The sequence below is a fragment of the Litoreibacter ascidiaceicola genome, assembly GCF_900129235.1.
GTDB classification, from domain to species: domain Bacteria; phylum Pseudomonadota; class Alphaproteobacteria; order Rhodobacterales; family Rhodobacteraceae; genus Litoreibacter; species Litoreibacter ascidiaceicola.
In genome coordinates this window covers 86,643-102,189 of the sequence record NZ_FQUV01000007.1, presented here as the reverse complement: position 1 = coordinate 102,189, position 15,547 = coordinate 86,643, and the positions used below count along the sequence as shown (strand labels likewise).

The window sequence follows — 15,547 nt, the reverse complement described above, 5'->3', positions numbered from 1 at the left end:
TTTATCGCCCCAGATAGACGTCAATAACGTCTTGGTTTTTGGTCACATGGTCCAAAGAGCCTTCGGCCAAAACCGCTCCCCCGTGCAGTACAGTGACCTTGCAATTCAAACGGCGCACGAACTCCATGTCATGCTCAACAACGACAACGGCTCGGGTCTTCGCTGCCTCCACGAGGATCGCTGTTGTTTTCTCACGTTCTGCGGGAGTCATCCCGGCGGCGGGCTCGTCTACGAGCAACAGGCGCGGGTCCTGTGCCAGTAGCATTCCAATTTCTAGCCATTGCTTTTGACCATGGCTCATCTCGCCTGATATGCGCAACAATGCGTCTGCAAGGCCGATCTCCTCGGCCAATTTCACGACATGCTCAAGATCTGCTTTGGACGGCTTATAGATCAAGACCGCCAGCGGCCCGCGATCTTTGCGTAAGGCCATCAACAGGTTTTCTTGGACGGTCTGCTCCTCAAACACAGTCGGTTTTTGAAACTTCCGTCCGATTCCAGCCCGAACGATCTTTGCCTCTGACATACCGATCAGCGAGATGCTTTTTTCGCCCCATAGAACATGCCCTTCATCAGGTCGCGTTTTGCCGGTGACAATGTCCATGAACGTCGTTTTTCCCGCCCCATTCGGGCCAATCACCGCGCGCATTTCGGCGGGCCCGATCTGGAAGGAAAGGTTGTTGATCGCCCGGAACCCATCAAAACTGACCGTTACGCCGGAAACTTCTAGAAGGGTGCTCATGTATCTTCTCCCCTTGACTTGCGCACGAGTAAATCAATAAGGCCACTCATCCCGCGTGGGGCGTAAAGCGTGACAAACACGAAGCTGAGACCAAGTAAGATCAGCCACCAATCGACCCATTTGATTGTATAGAACCCGAGATTGACGTCAGGGGCTTGCCCGCCGGTAAACCAACTGGATACTAGGCTGACGAAGGCCGTGCCGATGACTGCGCCGTACAGCCTGCCACGACCACCGATTGCTACCCAAACCGCCAGATAGATAGATGCGATAGGGGCGACTTCCGCTGGATTGATGATACCCGCCTGCGGGTAATAAAGCGCGCCTGCGATACCCGCGATGCAGGCGGTCAGCGTAAATACGGCCAGCTTGTAGCTCTCGACTGAGTATCCAAGGAAACGCACCCGCGCCTCGTTGTCCCGAATGCCACGAATGACCGAGCCGAATTTGCCCGATACGACCCATGCGACCAGCAGATAGCCCAGTCCAAGGGCCAAGGCCGAAGCCCAGAAGAACCATAGCGACACGGCGGATTGTGGGGCTGTGACACCGGGTAGGTTTTGCAAGCCGGATAGCCCGTTGTTACCGCGCAGACCGCTGGCGTTCTGGAATAGGTACAGCGACAGGCCAAGTGTCATCGCTTGTGTCAGGATCGATAGGTATACACCCGTCACGCGGCTGCGAAACGCCAACCAGCCGAAAACCAGCGCAAGGACACCAGGGACCAAAACGACAAAGGCCAATTGCAGCACAAGGCTATCAGCGAAGAACCAGATCAAAGGGAATTCACTGCTGCCGACGACGCCGAAGATCTGATTGCCAATAGCGGCTTGGATTTCCTCCGGCGTTGGAGGCAGGACACCTTCGGCCAATGAATTGACGACGATCTGGCGGGTACGCTCGTACATCAACCACATTCCGACCATGTAGCCACCTAAGCCAAAGAACGCGAAATGGCCGAGCGACAAGATGCCCGCGTAGCCCCAGATCAAGTCCATCGCGACGGCGATAAGACATAGGCACAAGGTTTTTCCCAGCGTTTTGACGAAACTGGTGGAGATCAGGCCGACTCCAAAACCTTCCGATAAGACTGACACAACCAGGGTAAACAACCCCAGCAGCGCTAGGAATACTAACACGGAAGGATTGCGCGCAATGAATGATCTGTTCATGGCTTCAATCCCCCGCTGCGCGGCCCTTGAGGGCAATGATGCCCCTTGGCCGGAATTGAATGAAAATGATGATGAAAATGATCATGTAGGTTTGTGCAGCCAGCGTGTTGGAAGGGTTCAGCCACTCCACGCCTTTCTGGAAGCCGCCGATCATCATGGCCCCGGCGAGTGTGCCCCAGATGTTGCCGACGCCGCCGACAACGACGGTCATAAAGCTTTGCACGATGTAGTCGCCGCCCATCTCGGAGGTGACCTTGGCGAACAACCCAATAGCCACACCGGCGATACCCGCGATGCCAGAACCCAATCCGAATGTCAGCATGTTAACGCGATCTGTGTTGATCCCCATGCTTGCGGCCATGCGCGGGTTTTGCGTAGCCGCGCGGGTTTCCAAGCCAAGCCGTGTGCGCTTCATGATGAATAGGAAGAGGCAAAAGAACAGTAACGCAAGGATGAAAATCGCGATGCGGATATAGCTGATTGCGATGACGTCGTTGATGGCCCAAGCCCCATCAAGCCAAGCCGGAGAGGTCAGCGGGCGCGCTTGCGTGCCGAAGATGTTTTTCGCCAGTTGTTGCAGCGCGATGGAGACCCCGAAGGTCGCAAGAAGTGTCTCAAGTGGTCGGTGGTAGAGCCAGCGGATAACCAACCGCTCCAGTGCGACGCCAGCCGCGAAGGTCACAGCAAACGCCAGCGGGACCGCGACAAGAATCGACAGCGTATGATTGGGAATGAACAGCTGAACGACATAACCAGTGTAAGCACCAAGCATGATGAATTCGCCGTGGGCCATGTTGATGACGCCCATCACACCAAAGGTAATCGCAAGGCCGATTGCGGCAAGAAAATAGATCGAGGCGAGTGACAGCGCATCTAGCCCCAGATCGACCGCTTGACTGACCGCCACGCGGCTCTGGGACTTGGCGAGAGCGGCTTTCGCGGCAGTTGTAACTTCAGCTGAGGGTTCGGCGTAAACTTCAAAGAAGCGGTGTTTCGCAAGGCTCTCGTCAATGTCGGTTGCGGTAATGCGCGGGGCGGCTAATCCGTCAGTTACCAAAGTATCATATGCCGCGTTGCGTTTGATCTCGGTAGACAGTTGCGCGACCGGAAGCCCGCCGACGCGACCCGCGACGATGTTGGCTTCCAGCGCCGCGTCGCGGGCATCTACGGTCACTTCCGGCGGTGCCAGTTGCGCTGCGACCAGAATCTCATAGGCAGTTTGGCGTGAGAAATTTTCGGTACCGGGTCGAAGGTCTGTTGCAATATTCGCGTCTGGGACATCGCCGATATCGGTGATCTCTATCTTGGTGCTTAGCAAGGGGTTCAACGTCCCGCGATAGTCGACGCCAAGGTCACCTGCCATGTTGTTGATGGCTTCGACGCGAGACGCCGTATCTGCGTCATACGTCATGGTCATCAGGTGGTTCAGCCGAATTTTGCGGACAAGAAGATCAGGGTCGGTTTCGGCCGCAATGGACGCGCGCAATGGCGCTAGCAAAGCTGCCTCGGAGTCGCGAGCAATGGAGTCGAGCGCCTCGCTGCGTTTTGATATGTCGGGATCAGTGAGCTGGAATTGCACCAATGCGGTCGCGATCATTGCGCGGATACCGCTATTTGGTTTGAGTTGTTTCAGGTCGCTTTTGGCAAAGTCGCCAACAGATGCCCCGCTGTCAAAACTCTGAAGCGCATAGGTGCCATCTGAGTTTTTTTTCGCCGCAAAAAAGAAGCCGTCCGACTTGCGCTGCCACATGTCTTTTGCGCGCCAAGCCTCAAGAACCTCCTGCATTTGCGGCAAACCGCTGCTCACAATTGCATCAATTGCTGGCCCGATGGAGCGGCGAGAGCTTTTTTCGATCAACGCACGCTGGCTTTGCAGAACGTCCTGTACTGGGTTTGTCTGCGCAGGGGCCGCATTAGTCAGTAGCAGTGCCGCGAGCACTACAAGGAGAAAGTTCTTCATGGAGGGAGGCTTTCGGGAATTCAAAGGGTGAGGGCGCGCGGAAACGCGCCCTCGATTGTCGAAGGGTTAGTAGTTGGACAAAGTCTGCACGCAGCTCTTTGTCTCGGTATTGTACATACCACAGCCAAGGCCTTTCCAATCGGAGACCAATTTGGCGGACTCTGGCAGGAAGTCGGTCCAGGCATCACCCGCGACTTCAGTGGTCTGGCTGATGATGTCGAATTGACCATCTGCTGTGATCTCACCGATCAGCACTGGCTTAGCTAAGTGATGGTTCGGCAGCATGACCGCAGTCCCGCCTGTCAGGTTCGGAAACTCCTGACCGTACATGGCGGTGCGAACCGCATCGACGTCAGCAGAGCCCGCTGCCTCGGCGGCGTTCACCCACATGTTAAAGCCGATGTAATGTGCTTCCATTGGATCGTTGGTCACGCGCTCGGTGCCCATGCGCTCTTTCCACGCGGCGACCCACTCTGCGTTCGCGTCGGTTTCTGCTGACTGGAAGTAGTTCCATGCCGCAAGGTGACCAACGAGGTTACTTGTATCGAGACCAGAGAGCTCTTCTTCACCCACGGAGAAGGCAACAACCGGAATATCGTCAGCTGAGATTCCAGCGGCGGCCAATTCTTTATAGAAGCCAATGTTCGCGTCGCCGTTGATCGTGGAGATGACGCCGACCTTTTTTCCGTCCGCGCCAAGGGCCACAACATCAGCGACAATCTTTGACCAGTCAGAGTGGCCAAAGGGGGTGTAGTTCACAAAGATATCTTCTTTGGCAATGTCTTTGGATTGCAGGTATGCTTCGAGAATATTGTTGGTGGTGCGAGGGTACACATAGTCGGTGCCGAGCAGCGCAAATTTCTCAATTCCCAGTTCTTCCAAGAAGTAATCTGTTGCCGGAATGGCCTGCTGGTTTGGTGCAGCACCGGTGTAAAACACGTTCTTGGAGCTTTCTTCGCCTTCATATTGAACAGGGTAGAACAGCAGCCCGTTGAGCTCTTCGATCACCGGCAGAACGGATTTGCGGCTTACGCTTGTCCAGTTGCCGAAGATTACGTCCACGTCATGAACCGTCAGCAGTTCGCGTGCTTTTTCAGCAAACAGCGGCCAGTCGGAGGCAGGGTCGACGACCACAGCTTCTAATTCGCAACCAAGCACGCCGCCCTTGGCGTTTTGTTGATCGATCAGTGTCAGCATTGTGTCTTTTAGTGTCGTCTCGGAAATGGCCATTGTGCCAGACAGCGAGTGCAGAACACCCACTTTGATGGTGCAATCAGCAGCAATTGCGGGCAGCGCGGCTCCCATCGTGAGCGCGGTAGCAAGAGCAGTGGTGGTTCTCATGTGATCTCTCCAAGCAGGGACATCAGCTCAAGCCTTGTTCTTAGAACACATGCGCTTTAGCTATTCCCTGCAACGTAAGTGTTGCAAATCGTGTGACGGCTGGCGTGAGGTCCAATTCAACCTGTCGTCACACACCCCCAATCCCAAAGTGTCTTGATTCGACGTCTGAGGATGGATGATCGTTGCTGCGCCGCAGCGCGAAGAGCAAATGCCACTGCGACCTAATTCGGCTTATAGATCGAGATGCTAGTTTAATGAGCGCAATCCAAATGGATCGCTTAAATTTTAATCTCCGGCATCGCAACGCAAGGCATTTATGCCGGAAATCCTGCCACCTCGGTGCTGGCTATGCTCGAACAGTCATCGCATCATTGGACCGCAGGAGCCCGCCATCAACCAGTTCACCCCAATCGATCTGTGCAAAAATACCGTTGCGCAACCTCGCGCAGTTGGGACTGCAAGGCTGTCAGCGAAAGCCGACGGCACTGGAAAGACGCGGATCAAGGACTTGCGCCAATCCGGTTCCACCAAGTTGGTGTTCCCGCAAAATCGCAGACCGGATGCTGAGGTGATCTTGGTCAACACTGCGGGCGGGATAACGGGCGGCGATCAATTTGACCTTGATATCTGTGTCATGACCAACGCTGGATTGACCCTTACGACCCAAGCGGCTGAGCGCGCGTACCGCGCTCAAAGCGGCGAGATAGGGCGCGTGACAACGAAGCTGTCGGTTCAGACCGGTGCACGTCTTAACTGGCTCCCTCAGGAATTGATCCTGTACGACAGCTGCGCTTTGCGGCGTCGGTTAGATATCAGCTTGGACGAAGAAGCGCGGTTTTTGATGGTCGAACCGGTTGTGTTTGGCCGTGCCGCAATGCGCGAAGATCTGCGTGGCGTGATGTTTCAGGACCGGATCAAGATCACACGCAATGGCACCCCTCGTTATATTGATGGCTTGGACCTGATTGGTGATGCAGCAGCACATCTCGCAAGCCCAGCTATCGCAAATGGGGCCGGTGCAATGGCAAGCGTTGTGCTGGTGGCCCCAGATGCAGGTAGCCATTTGAGTTCTGCGCGCGCTGCACTGCCTTCTTCGGCGGGCGCAAGCATGCTCGCGGAGGACGTATTGGTGATCCGGCAACTCGCCTCAGATAGCTTCGAGCTGCGCCGTAGCTTGGTTCCCATTCTAGAGCAGCTTACACAAAACAATTTGCCCACATCATGGAGGCTGTAACGCATGCAACTCACACCACGTGAAAAAGACAAACTACTGATCGCCGTGGCGGCCGAGGTCGCGCGCAAGCGCTTGGCGCGCGGCGTGAAGTTGAACCATCCAGAAGCGATTGCACTGATCACGGATGTGGTTGTTGAAGGCGCGCGAGATGGCCGCTCGGTGGCTGATATGATGGAGGCAGGCGGTCATGTCATTACCCGCGATCAATGTATGGAGGGCATCTCAGAGATGATCCCTGAAGTGCAAGTCGAGGCCACTTTTCCCGACGGCACCAAGCTTGTCACCGTTCACAATCCGATCCGATAGGAGCACGCAATGATCCCCGGAGAACTCTTTCCCGCTGACGGAACGTTGACCCTGAATGAAGGCGCCATTGCCGTGACCATGATCGTGGCAAATACTGGTGATCGCCCTGTGCAAGTTGGCAGCCATTACCACTTTGCTGAAACCAACCCTGCGCTTGATTTCGATCGCAAGACTGCGCGCGGTATGCGTCTCGATATCGCGTCAGGAACCGCAGTGCGTTTTGAACCCGGTCAACGCCGCGAAGTTCAGCTGATCCCAATTGGCGGCAAACGTCGCGTGTTCGGGTTCAACCAACAAGTCATGGGAGACCTCTAATGCCCCGCGAAATTTCCCGCGCACAATATGCTGCGATGTATGGCCCAACGACGGGTGACAAGCTTCGCCTTGCGGATACCGATCTGATTATCGAGGTCGAGCAGGACCTGACGACCTATGGTGAAGAGGTTAAATTCGGCGGAGGCAAGGTCATTCGCGATGGCATGGGCCAAAGCCAAGTGACCCGCGCAGGCGGAGCGGTGGATACGGTGATCACCAATGCATTGATCGTGGATCATTCTGGCATCTACAAAGCCGACGTGGCTCTGAAAAGCGGGCTAATTCACGCCATTGGCAAGGCAGGAAATCCTGATACTCAATCTGGCGTCGATATCATTGTGGGCCCGGGCACCGAGGTTATTGCAGGTGAGGGGCGCATTCTGACGGCGGGGGGTATGGACAGCCACATCCACTTCATTTGCCCGCAACAGATGGAAGATTCCCTCCACTCTGGCGTGACGACCTGTTTTGGCGGTGGCACAGGTCCAGCGCATGGCACACTGGCCACGACCTGCACACCTGGGCCGTGGCATATCGGGCGCATGCTTCAGTCCTTCGACGGCATTCCGATGAACATCGGATTGGCAGGGAAAGGCAACGCCAGCCAGCCGGACGCGCTGGTGGAAATGGTCAACGCTGGCGCCTGTGCTCTCAAGCTTCACGAAGATTGGGGCACTACACCTGCAGCTATTGACTGCTGCCTTTCGGTGGCTGACGACATGGATGTGCAGGTGATGATCCACACTGACACACTCAACGAGTCTGGTTTTGTTGAGCACACAGTCAACGCCATGAAAGGCCGTACAATCCACGCCTTCCACACCGAAGGTGCAGGTGGTGGCCATGCGCCGGACATCATCAAAATCTGTGGCGACGCCAACGTGATCCCGTCTTCCACGAACCCAACGCGACCCTTCACGGTGAACACGCTGGAGGAACACCTCGACATGTTGATGGTGTGCCACCATCTCGATAAATCCATCCCAGAAGATATCGCATTCGCTGAAAGCCGCATCCGTCGCGAAACCATCGCTGCCGAGGATATATTGCACGACATGGGGGCATTCTCGATCATCGCCTCTGATAGTCAGGCAATGGGTCGCGTGGGAGAGGTGCTGATCCGCACGTGGCAAACCGCTGACAAGATGAAGAAGCAACGCGGTGCATTGCCGGAGGAGACTGGCGACAACGACAATATGCGCGTTCGTCGCTACATCGCAAAATACACAATCAACCCTGCAATCGCCCAAGGCGTGAGCCACGTGTTGGGCGACATCGCCGTCGGCAAGCGGGCTGATCTGGTTCTTTGGAGTCCCGCATTCTTTGGTGTGAAACCCGAAATGGTCTTGATGGCAGGTACCATCGTTGTGGCGCAAATGGGGGATCCCAACGCATCAATCCCGACGCCGCAACCTGTATATACACGTCCCATGTTCGGGGCGTATGGCACATCGCTGCGCCATTCGTCAGTCAGCTTCGTCTCTGGCGCTGCGCAGGCGGCTGGTATCGGTGAGACGTTGGGGCTGGCTAAGCAAACAGTTGCGGTTCGTAATACCCGCAATATTGGTAAAGTGGACATGATCTTGAACGACGCAACGCCAAACATCGAAGTGCATCCAGAGACCTACGAGGTTCGCGCGGACGGAGTACTTCTGAGCTGCCAACCGGCAGTGTCGCTGCCGATGGCTCAGCGCTATTTCATGTTTTGAGGAGCAGGCTATGACCACACTTCCTATCGCCCAAACACTCCATCGCAAAGGGCAGTGGTCTGGGCAAGCAGCGCGCTGCGAACTTGATTACACTGAGCGCTTTTTACGCCGCAAGCGACTTTCAACAAGCACTAGCGTTTCGTTTTTGGTCGACCTTGCCCAAACCACGTCGCTTGATGACGGGGATGCGCTTGTACTGACTGACGGCACGCTGGTTGAGATTGTTGCGGCGGCGGAAGAGCTGTACCAAGTGACCGGTTCTGACCTCGTGCGCTTGGCGTGGCATATTGGAAACCGTCACACGCCTTGTCAAATCAACGCCGATCACCTGCTGATCCAAGCGGACCCTGTTATTGGCCACATGTTGGAACATCTCGGCGCATCGATCAAAACGGTGAGTGCCGCCTTCACTCCGGAAGGCGGCGCATATGGCCATGGCCGTACACATTCGCATGAGCATGTTGCAACAGCGCATGACCACTGATCTGAATACCCTCACGCTTGCGCAATGGCTGTCACCAGCATTTCCCGTTGGTGCATTCGCCTACTCGCACGGGCTGGAGATGGCTATTCATACCGGCGTCATTGCCACGTCTGGCGACCTACAGGGCTGGCTCAGCTCAGTCCTGTCTCATGGCAGTGGTCGCAATGATTGTATGTTGCTGCGCGCGGCATATGACTGCGACGACCCGCTTTCTTTGGAAGTGGTCAATGACACCGCATTGGCGTTCGCGGCATCACGGGAACGCTTGCTTGAAACCCGGCTACAAGGGGCGGCGTTTTGCAAAACCACTGCAGCAATTTGGGGCGGCGATGCGGTGGAGCTAACTTACCCCGTCGCGGTCGGTGCGACCGCCGCACGTATGGGGATCGATGTCGATTTAACAGCGGCGATGTATTTGCAGTCGCTCATCAGTAACCTCGTCTCGGCAGCGGTGCGTGCTGTGCCGCTGGGCCAAACCGAAGGTCAGGCTGTTCTTGCAGGCCTCTCGCCCGATTGCGTGGATATCGCTAGGAACACCGCTCAGACCACATTGGACGATCTACAAAGCACAGCTTTTTTGTCCGATGTTTCAGCCATGCGCCATGAGGCGCTCCAGCCGAGGATATTCCGATCATGACCCAACTCAACGGACCTCTGCGCATTGGTATCGGCGGGCCAGTTGGTGCCGGGAAAACCACGCTTACGGCGTCTCTTGCCAAAGCACTGCACCCAAGGTTTTCCATCGGTGTGATCACCAACGATATCTACACGCAAGAAGATGCAGAAGCCTTGATGCGTATGCAGATTCTACCGCAAAACCGCATCATCGGCGTTGAAACCGGTGGCTGCCCACATACGGCCATTCGCGAGGATGCGTCGATCAACCTCGCCGCTATCGCCGAGATGCAAGCGCGACACTCCGACTTGGAAATCGTCTTCATTGAAAGTGGGGGGGACAATTTGTCAGCAACTTTCAGCCCCGAGCTTGCCGATGTAACGATCTACGTAATCGACGTAGCAGCGGGTGAGGAAATTCCTAGGAAGGGCGGACCGGCAATTACAAAATCTGATTTGTTGGTGATTAACAAAACCGATCTAGCCCCGTATGTCGGCGCTTCTCTAGATGTGATGAGACGAGATTGCGACGTGATGCGGAGTCAGCGCCCTTATGTCTTTTGCTCACTCCGCAATGAAGAGGGTGCTGAAGATGTTCTTAAAAAGATCATCGAAATGGGCGGCCTTCGCGACGATCATCCCGCGTCAGACTAGCCTCATGAACTACGTTGCTAGGACCAACCCCAGTTTTATCTGTGCTACTTTTCTAAGCGCGAGATCTGATCCCGCGCCAGATATTTCTAGTCCCAACGTCACTGCCTGTTTCCAAAGCAAAGCCGTCTCTCAAACAATATACAGCGTCAACGAAACTGGACCCATTGCGGTTATGCGATGATGCTGCGAAAGGTAGTGATCGACAGTTCCGAGAACCGTTCAGATGGTGTGCCTGAAAAAACAGCCGAATGAGGCACCTCGCGGCAAAACACCATGCACTGTTGCACAATGATCTGGATGCTATTGAAACCGTCCTCCATCCTTGCTCGCTAACACCGACGTCCGTGGTAAAAGAGATCCAAGGGCTACGCTCACAGACTATTTTAGTGAACCAGAAATTTGCGTCGCCCTAGCGAATTAGCGCTTTGGGCAAAACTGGTCATTCGCTGTAAGGTGGCTGGCGTCTCAGCATCACGCGCGGCCCTTGTGCGATGCAAATAGACGGGTCCGCAGCAATTAGCTTATGTAGAACTGCCAATGGTGTCAGTTTTTAACTCCCTCAGAAGTTTCTAATCGAGCCGGTGCTTGTGCTCCGCTTTGACGAGCCGACACACACTTTAATCTGTCCCGAAGACCTGACTTCGGACACCAATATTTTGAACAAAGTTGTATTCGTAAGTGCGTGGTAAGCTAACGATTATTAGGTGCAAATTCAGGATGAACCGAAGCTCAGAACCGCATATGTGCCACCTATTGGTAGGGGTGTTAGTCTTGGATGTTTACATGCAGGTAATTTTCAATCCACAGCATCCCTTACAGCCATGCGATGTCCACTAAGCCGGGTGCTTTGGCTGCAAGGCTTGCTCTATTCTTTATTCGATTAGCATCCTGCTAGAATAGAAACTCGAGCAACCTGCCTCCAAACCCTTTCCATCAATCACTTGGCTGCTAGGGTAGTCAAAACGAAGGAGAAGGCCGATGCAGGAATGGTGGCGCAGCGCGGTAATTTATCAGGTTTACCCTCGATCATATCAGGATAGCACAGGTGACGGTGTTGGCGACCTCAAAGGTATCACCAACCGATTGGATTACATCGCCGATCTTGGTGTTGATTGCATTTGGTTATCCCCCATTTTTGCCTCACCCCAAGCGGACATGGGCTACGACGTGTCCGACTATTTGGCCGTTGATCCACTATTTGGCGATCTTGCCGAGTTTGAGACGCTGATAAATGAAGCGCACGTGCGTGGATTGAAAGTCATAGTGGATCAGGTGTTGTCACATACGTCTGAACAGCACGACTGGTTCAAGGAGTCCCGCCTAAGCCGCGACAATGATAAGGCCAACTGGTATGTTTGGGCTGATCCGCTGCCTGACGGGTCGCCACCCACGAATTGGCACAGCCATTTCGGTGGCCCCGCATGGGAGTTCGACCCGCAACGCGGCCAATATTACCTGCACAATTTTCTGGCCACCCAGCCTGACCTGAATTTCCACAATCCGGATGTGGTCGACGCGATACTTGAGACCTGTAAATTCTGGCTCGATCGCGGGCTAGACGGCTTTCGGCTGGACACGGTGAACTACTATTTTCATGATCAGCAGCTGCGCTCCAATCCGCCTGCTCAAGCTAAATCGCAGGTCATGGCGACCGACCTTTATGGAATGCAGGACAACATTTACAACAAGACCCGACCTGAAAATATCGCGTTTCTTGAACGGCTTCGCGCGCTGACGGATCAGTATGAAGATATCATGATGGTCGGCGAGGTCGGCGAGATGGGGCACAAATCCATAGAGATCATGGGCAAATACACCGAAGGTACCAGCCGCCTGCATATGGCCTACAGCTTCGCGATGTTGGGACCGGACTTTAATGCCGAACATTTCCAGAATTGCATTGAGGGATTTCAGCGCGGGGCACCCGACGGCCATCCCTACTGGTCCTTCAGCAACCATGACGTTCCGCGTCAAGTTACCCGCTGGGCCGAATATTCGGTCTCGGACGACGCGATGGCACGCCTTGCTTGCGCGATGCTGATGTCATTCGAGGGCACCATCGGCATTTATCAAGGCGAAGAACTAGGGCAGACCGAAACAGAACTGGTGTTCGAAGAGCTTACCGACCCGCCAGCCATCCGCTTTTGGCCAGCGGTCAAGGGCCGCGACGGTTGCCGCACGCCGATGGTCTGGGAAAAAGATGCGCCAAATGCCGGGTTCTCGACGGGCGCGCCCTGGTTGCCGGTAAAGGTGCCGCAGGCCGCAAAAGCGGTGGACAGCCAAGGCGATGGCAGCATTCTTGCCTATTACAAAGATGCCATCGCCCGCCGCAAGGCAAGCCCCGCATTGAGCCGAGGAAAGACATCGTTTCTGCCTATGCCGGAGCCGATCCTGGCATTCACCCGCAGCGCAGAGGACGAGACGCTCACCTGTGTGTTCAACCTGTCGCCGGACCCCCATCCCTTTGTGGTAAAAGGCGAGGCGGAGATCATACATGGCAACGCGGCAACTCTGGATGCAACAGGGTTGACCTTGGACGGCAACGGGTTTGCCTATCTGTCACACGGGACAGGCTTCTCCATTCAGCACAGCTAGAGCAGGCTTTTGGTATCCCAAATCTCGTCCATGTACCCCTTGATTGTGCGGTCCGACGAGAAATACCCGGACCCCGCAATGTTGCGTAGCGCCAGCGTGTTCCAGTGGTCAGTGTCGGCGAAGGCGTCGTCAACCTTGGCTTGCGCCGCAAGGTAGCTGTCGAAATCTGACGCTACCAAAAACGGGTCGTGGTTCCATGTGGCGTCGACCAACCCGTTGTAGCGGTCGGTTTCTTCAGGGCTAAACCGGCCCTCGACGATCATTTGCAGAATATCTTGCAAGGTTTGGCTGGCAAGGATCGCTTCGCGGGCGTGGTCCGCGATCAGATACCGCGCTCGCACCTCAGACGCCGTCATGCCGAAGAGGAAGAAATTTTCTGCGCCGACGTGCTCGCGAATTTCGACGTTGGCGCCGTCCAGAGTGCCAATCGTCAGCGCGCCATTCATGGTGAATTTCATATTACCGGTGCCGGATGCCTCTTTTCCTGCCGTCGAGATTTGCTCGGACAGGTCCGTTGCCGGGATCAGCCGTTCTGCCATGGAGACGTTGTAATTGGCCGGGTAGACGACCTTCAGCAGGTCGCCCACGACCGGATCATTGTTCACTGTCTTGGCCACGTCATTGATCAGGTGAATGATCTCTTTCGCCACAAAGTAACCCGGCGCGGCCTTGCCCCCGAAAATCTTGACGCGCGGCGTCCAGTTCGCCTTCGGGTCGGCACGAATGGCGGACCAGCGGGCAATCGTTTCGAACACGTTCAGAAGTTGGCGTTTGTATTCGTGTATACGCTTGATCTGCACGTCGAACATCGCGTCGGGGTTAAGGGAAACGCCCAATTTATCCGACGCCCAATTCGACAACGCTACCTTGTTGTGTCGTTTGGCGGCCCCAATGGCGTCCCGCAGGGCGCGGTCATCCTCATGGGCACCGAGATCGGACAAACGGGCCAGATCACTTTCCCACCCCGCGCCAATCGTGTCGGTCAATACCTTGGATAATGCCGGGTTTGAAAGCCGCAACCAGCGTCTTGGAGTGACGCCGTTGGTTTGGTTCACGATCCGCGCAGGATAGAGCCCGTTCAGCCCTTTAAACACGGTCTCTTTCATCAGGTCGCTATGCAGCGCCGAGACACCGTTCACATGGGATGCCATCACGAAAGCCAATGTACCCATATGCACCTGATCATGTTTGACGATCGCAAGCTCGGCCGCGCATTTGGTGGCGGCCCGATGCTCTTTATCAACCCGCTCGATGATCTGCATGTGGCGTGGCAATACCCGACCCATCAGCCATGTCGACCACGTCTCCAGCGCCTCAGGTAAAAGGGTGTGGTTGGTGTAATTCAAGCACCCCTCGGCGATCCGTTTTGCCGCGTCCCATGGCAAGCCGTGATCGTCCATCAACAGGCGGATCAGCTCTGGTCCCGCCAAGGCCGGATGCGTGTCGTTCATCTGGATTGCGACCTTGTCGGGAAGAAGGGCGAAGTCATCATATTCGCTAAGGAACCTGCGCAGGATGTCCTGTAGCGCGGCAGAGGTCAGGAAATACTCCTGCTTCAGCCGCAACTCTTTGCCGCTATCGGTCGTGTCTTCAGGGTACAGAACCCGTGATAGCGTGCGCGCCAGAGCCTCCGGGGCGGCCGCTGCGGTGTGATCGCCCGAATTGAACTGCTCCAGATCGAACAGCTCCGTCGGATGGGCGCCCCATAGGCGCAGCGTGTTCGCCCATTTCCCCTGCCAACCCACCACGGGCATGTCGTAAGCACGGGCAAAAACCGTCTCGGAGGGGTGCCAAACGGATTTCCCGTCAACAACACTGACATGCCCTTTGAACGGCACAGTATAGCGGGCCTCGGGGCGTTCAAATTCCCAAGGGTGCGGCTGGTTCAGCCAGTCTTCGGGATGCTCCACCTGACGCCCGCTTTCAAACGCCTGACGAAACAGCCCATGCTCATAGCGGATGCCGTAGCCATAGGCAGGGCAAGCAAGCGTCGACATGCTTTCCAGAAAACACGCGGCCAAACGGCCCAAGCCGCCATTGCCAAGCGCCGCGTCGGGCTCATCCTCGATTACATCCGCCAGCGAGATTCCTTCGCCATCCAGCACATCCTGAACCGCCTGAAACAGGCCAAGGTTCATCATTGCGTCGCCTAAGATGCGGCCGATCAGGAACTCCAGCGAAAGATAATAGACCCGCTTGCCTTGCGCCTCGTATGTCTTTCGCGTGGCGGCGAACCATGGCTCGATGATGAGATCGCGCACGGAATAGCTGACCGCCATGCGCCAGTCGTAAAGGCTCGCGTTGGGTTTATCCTTGCCCAGCGTGTAGGTCAGGTGCTGAGTGATACGGACCCGCAGCGCATCTGCGGACAGATCATTCATAACATTCATCCCTGATTTCCTTTGTCTGCTCAGCGGACC

General features: G+C 55.6%; 13 protein-coding genes. 8 read left to right on the top strand and 5 right to left on the bottom strand.

What is annotated here, in order from left to right; all coding sequences use genetic code 11:
* Position 1 precedes the first annotated feature (1 nt).
* From urtD to urtA, 4 genes are all read right to left on the bottom strand, one after another.
* The gene (gene urtD / locus BUB72_RS14535) at positions 2 to 742 is read right to left on the bottom strand and encodes an urea ABC transporter ATP-binding protein UrtD (protein WP_073145204.1); all 741 of its coding nucleotides are present in this window, start codon (positions 740 to 742) and stop codon (positions 2 to 4) included.
* On the bottom strand, positions 739 to 1,914 hold the full coding sequence (gene urtC / locus BUB72_RS14530) for an urea ABC transporter permease subunit UrtC (protein WP_073145202.1): 1,176 nt from the start codon (positions 1,912 to 1,914) through the stop codon (positions 739 to 741). The genes urtD and urtC overlap by 4 nt, the downstream gene beginning before the upstream one ends.
* Positions 1,915 to 1,918: 4 nt before the next feature.
* Entirely contained in the window at positions 1,919 to 3,874 is a 1,956-nt protein-coding gene (urtB, locus tag BUB72_RS14525) for an urea ABC transporter permease subunit UrtB (protein ID WP_073145200.1), read from the bottom strand.
* A gap of 66 nt (positions 3,875 to 3,940) precedes the next feature.
* A complete protein-coding gene (urtA, locus tag BUB72_RS14520) occupies positions 3,941 to 5,215 on the bottom strand; it encodes an urea ABC transporter substrate-binding protein (RefSeq protein WP_073145198.1) in 1,275 nt (424 codons plus the stop codon).
* A 535-nt stretch (positions 5,216 to 5,750) separates the two neighbouring features.
* On the opposite strand from urtA, the gene BUB72_RS14515 reads away from it, so the two are divergent.
* The 8 genes from BUB72_RS14515 to BUB72_RS14480 all read left to right on the top strand — a co-directional run bounded on the left by BUB72_RS14515 (position 5,751) and on the right by BUB72_RS14480 (position 13,127).
* Positions 5,751 to 6,449, top strand: coding sequence for an urease accessory protein UreD (locus tag BUB72_RS14515; RefSeq protein WP_245814866.1), 699 nt, complete (start codon positions 5,751 to 5,753; stop codon positions 6,447 to 6,449).
* Between the two features lie 3 nt (positions 6,450 to 6,452).
* Positions 6,453 to 6,755 (top strand): urease subunit gamma, encoded by a 303-nt coding sequence (locus BUB72_RS14510; protein WP_073145196.1) that lies wholly within the window; start codon positions 6,453 to 6,455, stop codon positions 6,753 to 6,755.
* 9 nt (positions 6,756 to 6,764) lie between these two features.
* A complete protein-coding gene (locus tag BUB72_RS14505; RefSeq protein ID WP_073145194.1) occupies positions 6,765 to 7,070 on the top strand; it encodes an urease subunit beta in 306 nt (101 codons plus the stop codon).
* A complete protein-coding gene (ureC, locus tag BUB72_RS14500) occupies positions 7,070 to 8,779 on the top strand; it encodes an urease subunit alpha (protein WP_073145192.1) in 1,710 nt (569 codons plus the stop codon). Before BUB72_RS14505 ends, ureC begins: the two co-directional genes overlap by 1 nt.
* A 10-nt stretch (positions 8,780 to 8,789) precedes the next feature.
* Positions 8,790 to 9,263 (top strand): urease accessory protein UreE, encoded by a 474-nt coding sequence (locus BUB72_RS14495; RefSeq protein ID WP_073145190.1) that lies wholly within the window; start codon positions 8,790 to 8,792, stop codon positions 9,261 to 9,263.
* Positions 9,232 to 9,900 (top strand): urease accessory protein UreF, encoded by a 669-nt coding sequence (locus BUB72_RS14490; protein ID WP_245814864.1) that lies wholly within the window; start codon positions 9,232 to 9,234, stop codon positions 9,898 to 9,900. Before BUB72_RS14495 ends, BUB72_RS14490 begins: the two co-directional genes overlap by 32 nt.
* On the top strand, positions 9,897 to 10,532 hold the full coding sequence (ureG, locus tag BUB72_RS14485; RefSeq protein ID WP_073145188.1) for an urease accessory protein UreG: 636 nt from the start codon (positions 9,897 to 9,899) through the stop codon (positions 10,530 to 10,532). The genes BUB72_RS14490 and ureG overlap by 4 nt, the downstream gene beginning before the upstream one ends.
* 978 nt (positions 10,533 to 11,510) lie before the next feature.
* Complete coding sequence (locus tag BUB72_RS14480; protein ID WP_073145186.1) at positions 11,511 to 13,127, top strand: alpha-glucosidase; 1,617 nt, start codon at positions 11,511 to 11,513, stop codon at positions 13,125 to 13,127.
* Here the strand turns inward: BUB72_RS14480 and BUB72_RS14475 are convergent.
* Entirely contained in the window at positions 13,124 to 15,508 is a 2,385-nt protein-coding gene (locus tag BUB72_RS14475; protein WP_175549172.1) for a glycogen/starch/alpha-glucan phosphorylase, read from the bottom strand. The two genes, BUB72_RS14480 and BUB72_RS14475, sit on opposite strands and share 4 nt — an antisense overlap.
* Positions 15,509 to 15,547: the final 39 nt, after the last annotated feature.

What these genes read in the sequence shown, in the direction of transcription:
- urtD (WP_073145204.1), bottom strand. Translation starts at nt 742, where the DNA reads ATGAGCACCCTTCTAGAAGTTTCCGGCGTAACGGTCAGTTTTGATGGG.
- urtC (WP_073145202.1), bottom strand. Translation starts at nt 1,914, where the DNA reads ATGAACAGATCATTCATTGCGCGCAATCCTTCCGTGTTAGTATTCCTA.
- urtB (WP_073145200.1), bottom strand. Translation starts at nt 3,874, where the DNA reads ATGAAGAACTTTCTCCTTGTAGTGCTCGCGGCACTGCTACTGACTAAT.
- urtA (WP_073145198.1), bottom strand. Translation starts at nt 5,215, where the DNA reads ATGAGAACCACCACTGCTCTTGCTACCGCGCTCACGATGGGAGCCGCG.
- BUB72_RS14510 (WP_073145196.1), top strand. Translation starts at nt 6,453, where the DNA reads ATGCAACTCACACCACGTGAAAAAGACAAACTACTGATCGCCGTGGCG.
- BUB72_RS14505 (WP_073145194.1), top strand. Translation starts at nt 6,765, where the DNA reads ATGATCCCCGGAGAACTCTTTCCCGCTGACGGAACGTTGACCCTGAAT.
- ureC (WP_073145192.1), top strand. Translation starts at nt 7,070, where the DNA reads ATGCCCCGCGAAATTTCCCGCGCACAATATGCTGCGATGTATGGCCCA.
- BUB72_RS14495 (WP_073145190.1), top strand. Translation starts at nt 8,790, where the DNA reads ATGACCACACTTCCTATCGCCCAAACACTCCATCGCAAAGGGCAGTGG.
- BUB72_RS14490 (WP_245814864.1), top strand. Translation starts at nt 9,232, where the DNA reads ATGAGCATGTTGCAACAGCGCATGACCACTGATCTGAATACCCTCACG.
- ureG (WP_073145188.1), top strand. Translation starts at nt 9,897, where the DNA reads ATGACCCAACTCAACGGACCTCTGCGCATTGGTATCGGCGGGCCAGTT.
- BUB72_RS14480 (WP_073145186.1), top strand. Translation starts at nt 11,511, where the DNA reads ATGCAGGAATGGTGGCGCAGCGCGGTAATTTATCAGGTTTACCCTCGA.
- BUB72_RS14475 (WP_175549172.1), bottom strand. Translation starts at nt 15,508, where the DNA reads ATGAATGATCTGTCCGCAGATGCGCTGCGGGTCCGTATCACTCAGCAC.